Source organism: Novipirellula aureliae (assembly GCF_007860185.1).
GTDB lineage: Bacteria > Planctomycetota > Planctomycetia > Pirellulales > Pirellulaceae > Novipirellula_A > Novipirellula_A aureliae.
Genome location: NZ_SJPY01000001.1, coordinates 648,490 through 663,434, shown reverse-complemented (window position 1 = coordinate 663,434; position 14,945 = coordinate 648,490). Strand labels below are relative to the sequence as shown.

12 protein-coding genes are annotated in these 14,945 nt (G+C 52.7%); 8 read left to right on the top strand and 4 right to left on the bottom strand.

The window, feature by feature from the left end:
• Positions 1-193: 193 nt before the first annotated feature.
• Positions 194-1,579, bottom strand: coding sequence for a trypsin-like peptidase domain-containing protein (locus tag Q31b_RS02530; RefSeq protein ID WP_231617250.1), 1,386 nt, complete (start codon positions 1,577-1,579; stop codon positions 194-196).
• A 412-nt stretch (positions 1,580-1,991) separates the two neighbouring features.
• Here Q31b_RS02530 and metG point away from each other — a divergent pair, with 412 nt between their 5' ends.
• From metG to moaA, 4 genes are all read left to right on the top strand, one after another.
• Positions 1,992-4,043 (top strand): methionine--tRNA ligase, encoded by a 2,052-nt coding sequence (gene metG / locus Q31b_RS02525; protein WP_146598073.1) that lies wholly within the window; start codon positions 1,992-1,994, stop codon positions 4,041-4,043.
• Between the two features lie 10 nt (positions 4,044-4,053).
• On the top strand, positions 4,054-4,869 hold the full coding sequence (locus Q31b_RS02520; RefSeq protein WP_146598072.1) for an alpha/beta hydrolase: 816 nt from the start codon (positions 4,054-4,056) through the stop codon (positions 4,867-4,869).
• 161 nt (positions 4,870-5,030) lie between these two features.
• The gene (locus tag Q31b_RS02515) at positions 5,031-5,534 is read left to right on the top strand and encodes a GNAT family N-acetyltransferase (protein WP_146598071.1); all 504 of its coding nucleotides are present in this window, start codon (positions 5,031-5,033) and stop codon (positions 5,532-5,534) included.
• Positions 5,535-5,679: 145 nt separating this feature from the next.
• Positions 5,680-6,660 (top strand): GTP 3',8-cyclase MoaA, encoded by a 981-nt coding sequence (gene moaA / locus Q31b_RS02510; RefSeq protein WP_146598070.1) that lies wholly within the window; start codon positions 5,680-5,682, stop codon positions 6,658-6,660.
• A gap of 227 nt (positions 6,661-6,887) precedes the next feature.
• Here the strand turns inward: moaA and Q31b_RS02505 are convergent, their stop codons facing one another.
• Positions 6,888-7,430, bottom strand: coding sequence for a DinB family protein (locus Q31b_RS02505; RefSeq protein WP_146598069.1), 543 nt, complete (start codon positions 7,428-7,430; stop codon positions 6,888-6,890).
• A 272-nt stretch (positions 7,431-7,702) separates the two neighbouring features.
• Here Q31b_RS02505 and Q31b_RS02500 point away from each other — a divergent pair, with 272 nt between their 5' ends.
• Entirely contained in the window at positions 7,703-8,275 is a 573-nt protein-coding gene (locus tag Q31b_RS02500; RefSeq protein WP_146598068.1) for a hypothetical protein, read from the top strand.
• A gap of 26 nt (positions 8,276-8,301) precedes the next feature.
• Here Q31b_RS02500 and Q31b_RS02495 read toward each other — a convergent pair whose 3' ends face one another.
• Positions 8,302-8,727 (bottom strand): DUF1499 domain-containing protein, encoded by a 426-nt coding sequence (locus tag Q31b_RS02495; RefSeq protein ID WP_146598067.1) that lies wholly within the window; start codon positions 8,725-8,727, stop codon positions 8,302-8,304.
• Between the two features lie 35 nt (positions 8,728-8,762).
• Here Q31b_RS02495 and Q31b_RS02490 point away from each other — a divergent pair, with 35 nt between their 5' ends.
• The 3 genes from Q31b_RS02490 to Q31b_RS02480 all read left to right on the top strand — a co-directional run bounded on the left by Q31b_RS02490 (position 8,763) and on the right by Q31b_RS02480 (position 12,279).
• A complete protein-coding gene (locus tag Q31b_RS02490; protein WP_146598066.1) occupies positions 8,763-10,124 on the top strand; it encodes a replication-associated recombination protein A in 1,362 nt (453 codons plus the stop codon).
• A 239-nt stretch (positions 10,125-10,363) separates the two neighbouring features.
• Positions 10,364-11,404, top strand: a complete 1,041-nt coding sequence (locus tag Q31b_RS02485) for an SPFH domain-containing protein (RefSeq protein WP_146598065.1) — start codon at positions 10,364-10,366, stop codon at positions 11,402-11,404.
• Positions 11,401-12,279: an SPFH domain-containing protein gene (locus tag Q31b_RS02480; protein WP_146598064.1), complete on the top strand. Its 879-nt coding sequence runs from the start codon at positions 11,401-11,403 to the stop codon at positions 12,277-12,279. The genes Q31b_RS02485 and Q31b_RS02480 overlap by 4 nt, the downstream gene beginning before the upstream one ends.
• Positions 12,280-12,458: 179 nt before the next feature.
• Here the strand turns inward: Q31b_RS02480 and Q31b_RS02475 are convergent, their stop codons facing one another.
• Positions 12,459-14,792: a prolyl oligopeptidase family serine peptidase gene (locus tag Q31b_RS02475; RefSeq protein ID WP_197170778.1), complete on the bottom strand. Its 2,334-nt coding sequence runs from the start codon at positions 14,790-14,792 to the stop codon at positions 12,459-12,461.
• Positions 14,793-14,945 lie beyond the last annotated feature (153 nt).

The window sequence follows — 14,945 nt, the reverse complement described above, 5'->3', positions numbered from 1 at the left end:
CATGGCAAAATCATCAACTTTCGCCCGCCAAGAATTGAACATGAATTCGTCAACGGCACGACTCGGTTAGCGGAGCAAAAGTCGCCACGCTATGAATACCACAACTGGCAATCGATCGATAACGAGCTAGAAGGCTTTGAATATTTGGTGAAAGATCTCGTTACGGACTGGGGCGTCGGTCTCCGCTTAAGTTTTACCGGGCGTATTGCTGGACCATTTGCATGAATTCGGCGGTGGGCTCGGCGACCGTCATGACTTGAGAATTCGCTGCCGGGTTGTTGCGATCGCGAATGATCACGATCACTTCCTGGTCACCACCGATTGGTGCGGTTGCCGACGGTTGCAGGGCGGAAGCGGGCAGCCCCATTGCAGCAAGCGAACCGTTGTCAAGACTTGCGGTTCGCTCAGGGGCAGCCGCAAGTTGGTTGCGCTGCGGTTGGTTGTGCTGCGGTTGACTGTACAGACGTGCCAAGTTGACTCGGTCAAACTGCCAATAGATGTTGCCTGGACCTGCATAAATACCGACGTCACCTTTGTAGTCGGCGGCGTTGCAAACTCCGATCAATCGGCCTGCGTCATCAAACAACCCACCGCCGCTACGACCATCGATTGGAGCTCCTTCGATTTCCAAGTTCGATACGCCAAGTTGTTGATTGTACTTGTCGATCCCCGTGATTCGAGTATCGCGGCGCGATGGATCGTCGCCTCGATCACAGCCAAAACTGAATGCGGTTTGTCCAGTACGAACTTTTGTATCGTTGCCGAGCACTTGGACGGGGATAACGGGGAAGCCTGGGCGAATGGCGACCAACCCGACGTCGCGATCCTCTGAATCGTAGTCAATCACTTGACCGAGCACGGTGTGCACTTCACCACCGACGAACAAGTCGACTTCGATCTTGCCTTGTCCTTCGGTCTCACGAAACAAGTGACCGCAGGTCAGCACGAGAGCTTCGTCGCCGTGGGTGTCGACAATGGTGCCCGTGCCGGCCCCAAAGCCTTTTCCGTCGTAAACTCGCAAACGGACGGTTGCCGCTTTTGCTCGTTCGATCGCATCGGCCAAATTGACACTCGGCATCGCTTCGGACGCAATCGCTGACGATGTGGATGCCGGCAACGCCGTCGTCAACGTTTGATGCCCCTCGAGCAACCGTTTCATCGGAGCCAAACGAGTGCGAGGGGTCGGGTAGTCGTCGAGTGAATTGGATTTTGCTCCGGTGGGGATCTGCGGCCCGCCTGGGTTGATCGCCAATGCCGAGCGTAGTTTTTCGATCGATTGCATGCCGACCAAACGGGTCACCTCTTTGCCATCAACGACGATGACATAGGTTGGCGTTTGGCGAATGCCGTAGCGGCGAGCCAAGTCTTGTTCAGCTCGTACGTCGACGTGGCGAACGGGGACACCGGCGTTTTCCAAGTCGGCAAGGATCGGTTCCATCGCACGACACGGTGGACACGACGCCGATGAAAAATCGATTAGAATCGCATTTGCTGCGGAGGCTTCGTTCACCGATGTCTCGGCAAGCAGAGAGACACCAAGAAACAATACGGTCATCGCCGCGAACATTTTCGTCTTCACGCTCGTCCCTCCATGGACGTTTGTGTTCAAAATCGACAACGCGGCTAGGGTATTGACCGTGCTTCCTTGCTCGATCCACGCATTGTCGTGCGGCTGGATACTCCATCAAATGTACGCGTCAGGACAAGGGCAATGAAAAGGGAATCGAGTAGAACTTTAATTTTTTTGAGTTTCACGGACGTTTTTCGTTGTTTTTGATCGCGCCGAGACGTGTTGAACAGCTCGTTACCAATTGGATCTCTGGCCAGATTCCAGGCGAATTACGGGTGAAATCTTTATCAGGATCCACCACCCCCTTGTCGGATCTTTAACAAGATCCACTACTCATTGTCGAACACATCCACTATCTTTTAGCTCTTCCCAACGAACGTAAATTCATCTTTCTTTCATCGATTTCCCCAACGATCCTTTCATGCCACGCCGAATTCTTGTCACGAGTGCTTTGCCGTATGCCAACGGGCCGATCCACATCGGCCATTTGGTTGAATACATTCAAACCGATATTTGGGTGCGGTTTCAGAAGCTGTCTGGTAACCGATGCATCTACGTCTGTGCTGACGATACGCATGGAACGGCGATCATGATCCGTGCTCGCAAGGAAGGCCGTAGCGAAGAGGAATTGATCACCGCGATGAGTGAATCGCACCAGCGAGATTTTGCTGGGTTTGGGATTGAATTCGACAATTACGGCAGCACCCATAGTGATGAAAACCGCAAGGTTTGCGGTCGTGTTTGGGCGGCGCTTCGCGAAAAAGATTTGATCGTTCAGCGGCCGGTCGCCCAATTGTATGACCCCGAAGCCGAAACGTTTTTGGCCGATCGCTTCGTTCGCGGAACATGCCCAAAGTGTGGTCGAACCGATCAACCGGGTGACAATTGTGTTTGTGGACACACCTACAGTCCGACGGACCTGATCGACCCCAAAAGTACGCTCAGTGGTGCGACACCCGAAATTCGTGAAGCGATCCATCTGTTTGTCGAGCTTGAAAAGCTACATGGTTTCTTGACCAAATGGATCGACGAAAGTGAGGCACTGCAAACCGAAACCGCGAACTACTTGAAGGGGCATTTTTTGGCAGATGAGTTAAGGGATTGGGACATCAGTCGCCCAGGACCTTACTTTGGATTCGAGATTCCCGACTCACCAGGCAATTTCTGGTACGTCTGGTTCGATGCCCCGATCGGTTACATCGCCAGCACTCAACAGTGGTGTGATGCCAACGGCGAGAAGCTAGAGGATTGGTGGGAGAGTGATGAATGTGAGATTCACCACTTCATCGGCAAGGATATCACCTATTTCCATACGCTGTTTTGGCCTGGTATGCTAGAAACCGCTGGCTTCAACTTGCCGACCAAAGTACGCATTCATGGTTTTTTGACGGTTGACGGCGAAAAAATGAGCAAGTCAACCGGAACGTTGATCTCGGCTGAAACGTTCTTGAAATACTCCAAACCATCTTATCTTCGTTACTTCTACGCGACGAAGTTGACGCCACGAGTCGAAGATTTGGATTTAGCAATCGAAGAGTTTGCCGACAAAATCAACAGCGACTTGGTGGGCAAGGTTGTGAATCTGGCTAGCCGAGTTGGCAAGTTCGCTCATGCAACTGGATTGTCGACGACCTATCCTGAGGATGGTGGTCTGTTCGAGGCGGCTGCCAAGGCGGGTGACGACATAGCGGCAGCCTATGAAGCGTGTGACTATAGCCGAGCGATGCGAAGAATCATGGAACTGGCCGACGCAGCCAACCCGTTTGTCGAACATGCCAAGCCGTGGGAGATGAAAAGGGACCCCGCTCGCCAGCGAGAGTTGCAGGACGTTTGTACGGTGGCACTGAATCTATTTCGCCAATTGGCGATCTACTTGGCTCCGGTCTTGCCCGAGTTAGCGACCCAGTGCAGCGAACTGCTCGGGGAGCCGATCACGTCATGGGATCAAAGTAAAACACCATTGACCGGAACCCCGGTCGCAAAATTCAAGCGGATGATGGACCGTGTTCAACCCGAGGAGATTACGAAGATGATCGAAGAGAGTAAAGCATTGGCTGCGGAAGCGGCAGAAGCGAATGCGACGGAAGCAGCTGCGGCCGCGTTCAACGATAGCGACGAAGCACTAAAGGCCGAACCGCTAGCCGAGGAGATTACGATCGATGACTTTGCAAAAGTCGATTTGCGTGTCGCACGTGTGATCGCGGCAGAGCACGTGCCCGAAGCGAATAAACTACTGAAGTTAACACTCAGTCTCGGTGGCGATCATCGTCGTCAAGTTTTCGCTGGCATCAAAGCAGCCTACGCTCCCGAGGATTTAGTGGGTCGTTTGGTCGTTATGGTCGCAAACTTGAAACCACGAAAAATGCGATTTGGGCTGAGCGAAGGCATGGTGACCGCGTCGGGGCCAGGCGGGGCCGAGGTGTTCATCCTAGGTGTTGACGACGGAGCGGTTCCCGGACAACGGGTCCATTAAGAGCCACCGAATGAGCCGACGACCGATCAATCGTTTCCGCAGCCGAATGCTTAGCCGCATGATTCTTCGCCCGAGCAGCCACCCGCTCGACCACGGCGAACAGCGGCGAGTGATGGTGCCGACGAAGCTGGGTCCGCTGGAAACCTTTTTACGCGACAGCCAGCCTCCGACCGAGACGCCTGATCTAGTCATCTTGAAGTTCCCTGGGACCGCTGGACGCGGGGAAAGATCGACCGCCTTTCCGACCCCTTTTTTGAACGCTCGCCGCGTTCATGTCTGGACATGGAATCCGCCCGGATATGGACAGAGTGCTGGCCGAGCTTCGCTAGAGAATATCGCCAACTCGGCACTCTGTTTTTACGACCACGTTGCTCTTTCATACGATCGATCCGATGGTTCGCGCCCGCCGATCTGGATGCTCGGCAATAGCTTAGGATGTGCCACGGCACTTGGGGTATCTGCCAATGCTGATTTCAAACCAACGGGGTTGATCCTTCGAAACCCGCCACCGCTCGATCATGTCGTTCGTCATGTAGCAAAAAAGTATCCCCTTGGACGCTTCGTGAAATCGATCACCGACCGACTTGACGCGGCGATGAATGCTTTGCTAACGGCACCTCGGGTTGATGTGCCAGCTTTGTTTTTCCAATCCGAATTCGATACTTTGGTGTTGCCCGAAATGCAACAGATGATTCGGGACGCTTATGCTGGACCCCAATACTTGGTGGAACTCAAGGGGATCGGACATGATGGAATCATTGATGACTCGCACGGCTTGGCGGTGAGTAACGGAGTTGATTGGTTGTGCAATCAATCGGGTGTCTAGCGTTTTAGCGACATCAAAACGTGAGGTAGGCATCCTGCCTGCCAATCCATTCCTGTCGCAAATCGCAGGCTGGAAGCCTACGCCACGAATAGATCTGCCAACCCTCATTCCTATCCCTGACAAAACACTCGTTTCATGAAATGAGGTCTTAGTTTGCAACCATGAACTTACTGAATATACGCAAAGCGGTAAGCGACGATGCCGAGCAAATCGCCGCGATTTACAATCTTTACGTCGACCAAGGCGGTTCAACGTTTGATACGGTGCATCAAACATGCAGCGTCATTGCAGGACGCATCGGTGCGGAACCGCCTGAAGGCTGGTACGTGTCCGAGACCAATGGGCGCGTTTCCGGTTGGGCGTGCGCTAGACGATACAGTGAGCGTCAGGGATTTAAGCTAACCTGCGAAACGGCAATCTATATCTCGCCAAGCGAATTTGGAAAGGGGATCGCCGATCAACTACAATTCGCGATTGACCAGCACTGCATGGAACATCACTTGCACCACGCTGTCGCTCGCATCATTGCCGATAACCAGCGCAGCATGGCTTTTCATTATCGGCATGGTTTTGAATTGGTTGGTATTCAAAAAGAGATTGGATGGATGAACAACGCCTGGGTAGACCTCGCCATCCTGCAAAAACTCTATCGATCGTCGACGTAGGACAGGATCTGCATCTCCAGAGACGGAGCGACGGAATGTTCCCTCTCGGAGGGACGGAGCGAATGGGCAGTAACAATCGACACCAAAAGGTGTATAATTCACTCTGCTTCCGCCTATTTCAAAACCGTTTCTTTGTGCCCTTTCCATGCTGATTGATCGATTTGGTCGCGTTCACACCAGTTTACGAATCAGCGTTACCGATCGCTGTAATTTGCGATGCACCTACTGCATGCCTGCCGCGACCCCTGATTACCAGGAACGCAGTGAAATTCTTTCTTTCGAAGAGATCGAGCGATTTGTGCAGATTGCCGCTGGGTTAGGCGTGGATGATGTTCGCGTGACGGGCGGTGAACCACTCGTGCGAGCCGAATTATGGAACCTGATGGAGAAGATCGTTGCCGTCAAAGGACTCGAAAAAGTGTCGTTGACGACCAACGGCATATTGCTCTCGGACCAGCTTGAACGATTGTTCGCTGCCGGCTTACGCAGTGTGAATGTCAGTCTTGATGCACTCGATGAAGCCTCGTTTCGCCAAGCGACTCGGCGACCGGGCCTGCAAAAGGTGCTCGACGGGATCGACCGCGCAATCTCGATCGGAATGTCCGTCAAGATCAATTCGATTGCGATGCAGGGTTTGACAGAATTCCAGATCAAAGCGTTTGCAGCGTTGACGAAGCGTACAGGAATTCCAGTACGATTCATTGAATTCATGCCCCTCGATTCTGATGCGAACTGGGAGGAAGCGAAAATGCTCTCCGGTGCAAAAATCTTGGATCTGTTTCGCGAGCAGGTTGGGGTATTGGAAAAAGTCGAAAAACAGGACTCGTCGCCGGCAACCGACTATCGATTTGTCGATTCCGCGGGCTGCATTGGAATCGTCCCCTCGGTGAGTGAACCCTTCTGCAGCACCTGCAATCGACTGCGATTGACCGCCGATGGGCAACTTCGCAGTTGTCTTTTCGGAGAGGATTCGGGTGACGTGAAGAGCTTGATGCGCAGTGGAGCGACGGACGAGGTTATCGCTGAAAAGATTAAGACCGCAGTTCTGGAAAAGAAAGCGGGCCATGGGACAGACGATTTATCGTTTCGGCGTCCTTCGCGGCCCATGTATTCGATCGGCGGCTAGTCCTCAGTCACCGCTTGATTTTAGGCTTGGCAAAAGAGTGGCTGGGGGCATCGTGCCCCGGTAAGCTGCGACTGGAAGCCACCCTCACGAGAGATGCTTTCCTTCAATTCTTCGTGTGACAAAGCACTAGGGAACTTGAGGTCGCGAAGCCGCATTCCGCTCAAAGAACAGAGCGACAATCGCCGCGAGCTGACAACAAACGGCAAGCTGACGAATCGAATTTCGTTCTACATGGCTGGCAACGCTAAGCCACAGCGTTTTGCGACAATGCTTAGGTGATGATCGAGATGCCCCGTCGCGAGCCAGGCAATTGCTCGGACCGAAGTTCGCTTTCCATCGGCAACGCCAAGACGATCCCATGCTTGAGGAACCAGTCGCCGAAGCAGATGGACATTCGCTTGACGGAGCACACCCAGCTCATTAACCAATTGGCCGAAAGGCCCTAATCCGAAGCGAGAATCGGCATAGACATTTTCATCCCAGCCAACCAATTCCGTCGAGTCTCCCGCAGCAAATCGCATGATCCGATAGCCGAACACTCGCTCTGCATCGGCGCAATGCTCAAACACTTGGCGAATCGTCCAAGTGTAAGGGGAATGCAGCTTATCGACTTGTTCGACACAAACGCTGCTCGCCAACTCGCAAATGGTAAACAACTGGGCTTCCATCTGCTCAATAACGCAATCACCCCGTACCCGATCTATCAAACCTTGTTGATAAGGTGACGCGATTTCGCTAGGCAGAGGCCGACGACTGGCGATTCGATCCATACTCAATACCTCTTAGCATCAGTGACTCGATTTAGCTCAGCAACTTGCGAGGAAGGAGCCTCCCACCAAAATCGGGGGGCCAGGACCTCCAAAGCAGCGGCTCACTGGTGGGAGCATGCTAACCAGCAACATTGGGGGGATGGAGAAAATTCTCAGCGATATTCTTGAGCTGCCTATTGTAACGGGTAAAAAAATGTGCGTAACTATAGAGAGGGACGCAGATCGATTTTGCGACTGATCTGTTTTGCATCAACGAAACGAAATGAATTCCCGTGGAATCCGCCGTTGCCATCACCGTCTTGTTGCTCGTCTTATTGCTGGCCACAAGCATCGCTTGGACCTATCGCTCGATGTACAAAATGCGTTCGATGTGTGATGATGCTTTCACTCATTTGCTGGCCGCAATCCGCAAAGAGCATTTGATCTTAGAACATCTGGTGGAATCAATCCCCTCACGCTTCGCCCCCTGTTTGCAGACTCAGGTCACTCGTGACCGCTTGAGTGCCAATGCGATTTTGAAGTCCATGCTTGAAGAACCTGCGAATCGGCTGCTACCAAGATCGTTGTCCCAAGCTCAATCGGAATTATGGTTGTCGACCGACCAACTACTGCGTCTAGCTGAGAATGACGAAGACGTCATGAATCTGCCCACGGTCAATGCATGCTTACTCGGTTTGGCTGAGGCCCGCGAAGCTTCTTACCAAGCGATGCTCAAGTACAACCATTCGATCATCACCATGTCCGCCTTCACCGAATTAAGCCTCCCATCGATCGTGTGTCGATTGATGCGGAGGGAATCGAATCAACGAACGTTAATCGATTGGACGCCGGACGTCAGTATCTAAGGAGCCACCCTCACCAAGAAACGGCTTCAAGACCTTACCGCCGAAACCAATTCTTTCAAATTTCTAGGGTTTTGCCCCAAGTCACCTTTTCCAACCCGTGATTGGCTTTCCGCTTCCATTCGGCATCCATCGCCCGCGCGGACCAAGTCCACATGGATATCATCGACGAAACGAAAGAGCATCGTTGTGCGAGTCAGATGCAGGTGGATACCGCGATCACTTGACTTTCGTTCCAAGACCTTCCATTTCGACTGCTCACCAGCCCATGTTTCGATTCGCTGAGCGACGACTTCCGCCGACTCGGAAAGCGGAGCTATCCGGAGGCCGGGATCGAGACTATCGAGAGCCAATTTCGCATCGTTTGTGGTAAAGTCACGACTCCAGTTGTCAATTCGCGAACAAACCGCGACGATGGAAATCGCAACGACCGCCAGTACGATGAATCCAATCATTTTCAGCCTTTTCGTTTCCAAGTTCGAGCCTTCTCATGCCTAACCATCGATCTTTGTTTGCCGACGCAGAAGAAGATAACCTAAAATTGGCCCAACCGTTAGCTGCTCGAATGCGGCCAACTCGCTTGGCTGATTTTGTCGGTCAACGCCAAATTCTAGGAAAGGGAAAACTGCTTCGCCGAATGATTGATTCAGGACGTCTGGGGTCAATCATCCTGTTTGGGCCTCCTGGAACAGGCAAGACGACCTTAGCGCACCTGATCGGCAAGGAAACCGGCAGCCAAATCCGCAGCGTCAGTGCGGTCACCAGTGGAGTCAAGGAACTGCGTGAAGTCTTGGCCTGGGCCCGGGATGTCGTCTCGGCAGGTGATCCGCGACCCATTCTTTTTGTCGATGAGATTCATCGATTTAGCAAGAGCCAACAAGATGCACTCTTGCCCGACGTCGAAGAGGGAATGGTGGCCTTGATCGGGGCCACGACAAGCAACCCCTACTTTGCCGTTAACGGAGCCTTGCTATCGCGAAGTCAACTGTTTGCACTCGAGTCTTTGTCGGCTGACGACATTCGGCACATCCTCGATCGGGCGATCGAAGACGATTCACTCGGGCTCGCGTCGTTTGCGCCGAAGATCGATGAGCAAGCGTTGACCTATTTGAGCGAAGCGTGTGAAGGTGACGCACGCCGAGCCCTTTCGGCATTGGAAATCGCAGTGCTAAGCAATACGAAGCAATCAGAATCAATTACCCAAAAAACAGTCATCGAATCGATCGGCAATCGAATTGGTGGCTACGATGGCAGCGGTGACGATCACTACAATTTGGCGAGCGCTCTGATTAAGAGTATTCGCGGCAGTGACGTCGATGCCGGTTTGTACTGGCTCGCTCGGATGTTAGAGGGCGGCGAGGACATTCGCTTCTTGTGTCGACGGTTGGTTATCTTGGCTAGCGAGGATATCGGAAACGCCGACCCTGCCGCGCTTGGCCTTGCGGTCTCGGCGATGCAAGCTTGTGAGTTCGTCGGTTTGCCCGAAGCCCAATTAACCCTCAGTCAGACGGTTGCCTATTTGGCGTTGGCTCCCAAAAGCAATGCAGCGACGATGGCAATCGGACTTGCTCGCCGCGATGTCCGCGAAAATAGCGTCGTCCCGATTCCAAAGGAATTACGATGTGCCCATTATGCAGGAGCAAAATCGCTCGGACACGGCGAAGGCTATCAGTACAGCCACGATGCCGAAGATGGGGTCGCTAAGCAAGACTATTTGGGCGTCGACCGAAATTACTATCAACCCGTGGACCGAGGTTTCGAACTCGAATTGCAGCAGCGAATGAAAATCATCAACGAACAATTGGGCAAATCGAAAAAGAGCGAAGCGGTCAAAGGTAGTGGATCTTGTTAAAGATCCTGATGCCTGGGGATCTTGTTAAAGATCCTGATGCCTGGGGATCTTGTTAAAGATCCTGATGCCTGAGGATCTTTAACAAGATCCACTACCGCCATCGAGAGGATGGATTTGACAAATCACCCCGTATATCCCGCCCCCCCCTCGCGAGTGACACGCTGAGGACTTATAACAGTTTTCTCCGATGAATCGGAGACCAGGAGCATAACACACTTCCTCGAATTGGGTGCTTTGACATGTTTTTTCTCGCCGCCTTTGTAGCGGGCTTGATCGTTTACTCTACCTTCCGTGTTCTGGCGGGATGCCTTTACACGGTGTCACCAGATCAACGGGCGGTGGTGACTAGCTTCGGTGCCGCCCAGATTATGCCTGGCACCCGTCAAGCAGCCGATGCCGGCAATCCTTCGCTTAGCGATGATGAAGTCCAACGCTACGAATACCCACAGGTTCAAGTAATCCGTCCCGGCGGTCCGTACTTTAAAATGCCTTGGCAAACGGTCCACAAAGTTACCGTTGCGACTCAGGCGGTCGACCTGTCGTGGGACCCGTCAAAGTATCAAGAAACGATTGAAGCGGTCACAAAGGATAACTTGACAACGGGCGTGAACGGCCAAATTCGTTACCGCATTAGCGAAAGCAATCTGTACCCGTTTTTGTTTGGCGTCACCAGTCCTCTCGAACATGTGATGGGCTACTTCGTCTCGGTGCTCCGAGAACGAATCGCCAACTTTGTCGATCCGAAGGGCCAAAGCTTGCTCGAAGCCACAGAACTCGAAACCGGCGACGGAGATGGGAAAGCGGACGCAGCAAGCAGCAGTGCGGTGGAACTTTCCGAAGGCGTCTCCATTAACGATTTGCGAAAGAATTTGCCGCTGTTAAACCAGTACATGGAAGAACAGTGCCGCAACACGACCGCTCGCTACGGTATCGAATTGGATGCCGCATTGATTACGGAAATCGATCCGCCAGCGGAGGTCGACCGAGCCCTTTCAGCCATCAATAGCACCCGCAACCAAGTCGCCGCCGATATCAGTACAGCTCGAGCGGATTCCGAACAACAAATCACGATGAGTGCTCGAGCAGTCGAAATTGCAACGAACAATGCCCAAGCTGAAGTCGCTCCGCTGCAAGAACTTGCGGGAACCCTTGCATCGATCAAGAAAGAGGGTGGGTCGGCCTGTTTACAAGCATACCTGCGAAACGCTCGCGTTCCCCTGTTTAAACGAGCAGGCCGATTCCTGATTAAAACCTCTTCCGATAAAGGAGCCAACCAATGAGTATTATTCCTGGTTTTGTTCTTGGCTTGGCCGTGATCCCCATTCTGCTCGGACTCGCTCGCGCATTCGGCCTTTACACCTGTGTCGGAGAATGCCAATCACAAGTCTTTACGTTGTTCGGCAAAGTGATCGGAACGATCGATCAAGCTGGTTTGCATTTCCCCATTTCGTATTACGGTCCACGGGCGATGCTAATCCCTTTCTTCGGAAAGAAGTATGTCGTCAACACGGCGCTTCGTCAGCATTACCTGCGAAGCCAAATGGTCAATTCCGAGGAAGGAACGCCAATGGGCGTGGGGATTTGGTACGAGATGCAAGTCAAGGATCCCGTCGCATATCTGTTCACGAACGCAAACCCGGATGGATCCCTGCAAGCCAATGTGACCAGTTCGACGATCTCGACACTCAGCAATTTGGAAATGGAAAAAATGCTCGAGGACCGGCACAGTCTGAGCCGAACGGTTCGCGCGGCGGTGTCCCCATTGTCCGAAAAGTGGGGCTATCGGCTCGGATCGGTTTACATTCGCAAAGTCGAATTTACCGATGTCCAAATGGTTGAAAATATTACCGAGAAGGTCGTCAAACGACTTGTGCAAGTTACCAGTGCGATGAAGCAAGATGGCGAGAACCGTGTGGGGTTAATCAAAAGTGAAACCGCTTTTAAGGTTTCACAAAAGATGGCCGAAGCATCCGCAGCGCGGCCAGAGATCGTCGGCAAGAAGCTCAACGAAATCGCTAAACTCGATCCCGAGATTCTTGATACCGTTCAAGAGGTAATGGAGATCGATAACCTGCTCGAATCCGACGCCGCAATTGACGTTCTACCCGAGATGGGAAATCTACTGATTCAACTCGGTGATCGAACTCGGCTATAACAGGGAACTAACGAATCCCAGATAGCAAACCAAACGGGTGTACTCTTCATCCGTTTAAACCTCGGCCGATCGAAGATCGTCGCAGGCCATATCAGCGACGAGTCGCTGAGGCAATGAAAAGCGGTCCGATACGAATGGCAATGTTGATCATTCAGGGCGATCAAATTCGCTAGCCCGGCTTACGGCTGAAGCGCCCGAACGAAGAAATCTTTGGTTCGTCGCCATCCGTAGGGTCCACCGCTGCTATGACCTATTCCAGGGACCATCAAGAACTCGAAGTCTTTGTCGGCTTTGATCAATGCATCAACAACGCGAAGTGTCGATTCCGGTGGCACGTTGCTATCAAGCTCGCCGAGGATGAGCAGTAGGTTGCCTTCAAGTCGGTGAGCATTATCGACGTTACTGCACTCGGCATAGTGAGGTCCGACCGGATAGCCCATCCATTGCTCATTCCAGGATGCCTTGTCCATGCGATTGTCATGACAACCGCAGGCGGCCATCGCCGCTTTGTAGAAATCTCCGTGGAAAAGCAGCGCTCCCATTGCATTTTGGCCACCTGCGGAGGTTCCATAAATGCCAACCCGATCCAAATCCATTCCGGGATACTCCTTCGCGGCCGCTTTCATCCAGGCAATACGATCGGGGAAACCGGCATCTTTTAGGTTTTGCCAACACACGTCGTGAAACGCCTTCGAACGATTGGCTGTCCCTTGGCCATCGATTTGCACCACAATGAACCCGAGATCGTTCAGGTCTTTGTGAAACGGTGATCCGCGGTACCTCTTGGGCACATGCGATCCATGCGGACCGGCATAGATTGCTTCAATGACCGGATACTTTCTATCGGCGTCGGGATCATAGTTGGGTGGAAAGGTGATGAGTCCCCAAATGTCCGTTTGTCCGTCACGGCCTTTTGCTGAAAAGACCGTTGGCATTTCCCAAAGGATTTCATCCGATTGAGGGATTCGCTTCGCGATGGCAAGTGTCGCGACGATGCTGCCATCATCGCAACGTCGCAGTTCGTGAATGGGTGGTTGATCCACTCGGCTATAGGAAACCACGACATATCGGCGATCGGGCGAAAACTGCCATTGATGGTCGCCGTTGCCATCGCTCAGGACGACAAAGTGGCTGCCATCGAATTTGACTCGAGCGAGATGCTTGTGATAGGGATCTTGGTCGGCATGATAGCTGCCGATTGCCAGATCAATCGTTTGATTTTCTTCATCCACTTCAATCAAATCTCGAACCAAGAATTCCCCTTGAGTGATTGGCTTCAGCAAACCATCCGAATCAAGATCGACCAAGTATAGATGCCGCCACCCGCTCCGTTCGCTGGCGTAGATGACCTGATCGCTTTTCTCCAAATAGGTTAGGATTGGAAAACCAGGCCCATTCATTGTCCAGATAAACGTATCGGTTGATTCGTCTATCGGGGTCCGTACGCTTGCAGTGGCTGGATCGATGCAAAACAGACGAAATCGTTGATGTCCACGATCCACCTTTTGGATCAGGATCTCGTGATCTCGAAAAAAGCGAATACGGGGCGTTCCAAAATCAAAGATTGGCAATTCGAGTTCGAGCGGTTCCCAAGTCTCGGTATCGCAGACGATCAATTCAAATTGGTCGACTGGATCGCCAGGCAACAAATAGGGACGTTGTCGCAACACGGCGCGGCCGCCATCTTTGGGAGAGGATTCGATGGTGGCAACTGACTTTGTCGGAATCTCCGTTTTCTTCCAGATTGCCAAAAAGCGATCATCTGGCGAAATCTGCGGTGATGTCAGGCGATCTTGATCGCCGAGCAAGGCGTTGACCTCCGCCACGGGCTGCCAAGACCCTTGTTGGTCTTTTGTCGTGCGGCGTTGAAGTTTGCCATCGATTAATCTCACTTCCCAATCCTGACGACGAAGTGATCTCGCGGCACTCGAGCGTTTTGCACCGCGCCGCCGTTCTTCAGGCCCCCTTTCTAGGGAATAGGATTCTTTGGCAATCGCGTCCTGCCCAAGTCCTTTCGCTGTGATACTGCCGTAGAAGGTCCCATCTTCACCGAACACCGCCCAAGCATGGCCTGTGTAGGTGTGCTGATGCATGTCGCTGCCAGGCTTGATCGTCGCATACTTCACTCGCTTGCCATCCGATGTCACCCAAAATGCAGTGATCGGCTGGTTCGTTTGATTGACAAATTTGATTTCCGTGTCGCCGCTGCTCCCAGCGACCGAATGGGGGATTGGACCACCCTTCAAGCCTTCGATATCGGACGCTGCACGATTCGGATCCGCCGAACGCACGGTCATGGATCCCGTCAGCGCGTCCACGTCGATCGTTTCCTTCGACCCGTCCTCGGACTGCCGGATGAACCAGAAATGATTGGCATCGGTCCACCTTGGCTTGATCTTCAAGTTGATGGTTTCCGCTCCATTTGACGGCGAACCGATGACGGCTGAAAAGCACACCAGAAAAATCAAGCCAAGACGGATGCCGAGAGGCCGATGTGACGAGAACGTCTTCATGAAGTGCATCCTTCAAAGCGAGGTGGGAACGTATGTGTGGAAGACTCCAACGTACCTGAAAAGGCTAATCAGAAAGCAGAATGCTGTAAATAGTCCGTTCCGTATCTCATGAAGAGGATTACGCACTCGTCAGAAGGGTCTCGGGTTGGCCCA

Excerpts from the sequence above, each read along its gene's own strand:
- Q31b_RS02515 (WP_146598071.1), top strand. The coding sequence starts at position 5,031 with ATGAACTTACTGAATATACGCAAAGCGGTAAGCGACGATGCCGAGCAA.
- Q31b_RS02520 (WP_146598072.1), top strand. The coding sequence starts at position 4,054 with ATGAGCCGACGACCGATCAATCGTTTCCGCAGCCGAATGCTTAGCCGC.
- moaA (WP_146598070.1), top strand. The coding sequence starts at position 5,680 with ATGCTGATTGATCGATTTGGTCGCGTTCACACCAGTTTACGAATCAGC.
- metG (WP_146598073.1), top strand. The coding sequence starts at position 1,992 with ATGCCACGCCGAATTCTTGTCACGAGTGCTTTGCCGTATGCCAACGGG.
- Q31b_RS02475 (WP_197170778.1), bottom strand. The coding sequence starts at position 14,792 with ATGAAGACGTTCTCGTCACATCGGCCTCTCGGCATCCGTCTTGGCTTG.
- Q31b_RS02495 (WP_146598067.1), bottom strand. The coding sequence starts at position 8,727 with ATGATTGGATTCATCGTACTGGCGGTCGTTGCGATTTCCATCGTCGCG.
- Q31b_RS02480 (WP_146598064.1), top strand. The coding sequence starts at position 11,401 with ATGAGTATTATTCCTGGTTTTGTTCTTGGCTTGGCCGTGATCCCCATT.
- Q31b_RS02490 (WP_146598066.1), top strand. The coding sequence starts at position 8,763 with ATGCCTAACCATCGATCTTTGTTTGCCGACGCAGAAGAAGATAACCTA.
- Q31b_RS02505 (WP_146598069.1), bottom strand. The coding sequence starts at position 7,430 with ATGGATCGAATCGCCAGTCGTCGGCCTCTGCCTAGCGAAATCGCGTCA.
- Q31b_RS02485 (WP_146598065.1), top strand. The coding sequence starts at position 10,364 with ATGTTTTTTCTCGCCGCCTTTGTAGCGGGCTTGATCGTTTACTCTACC.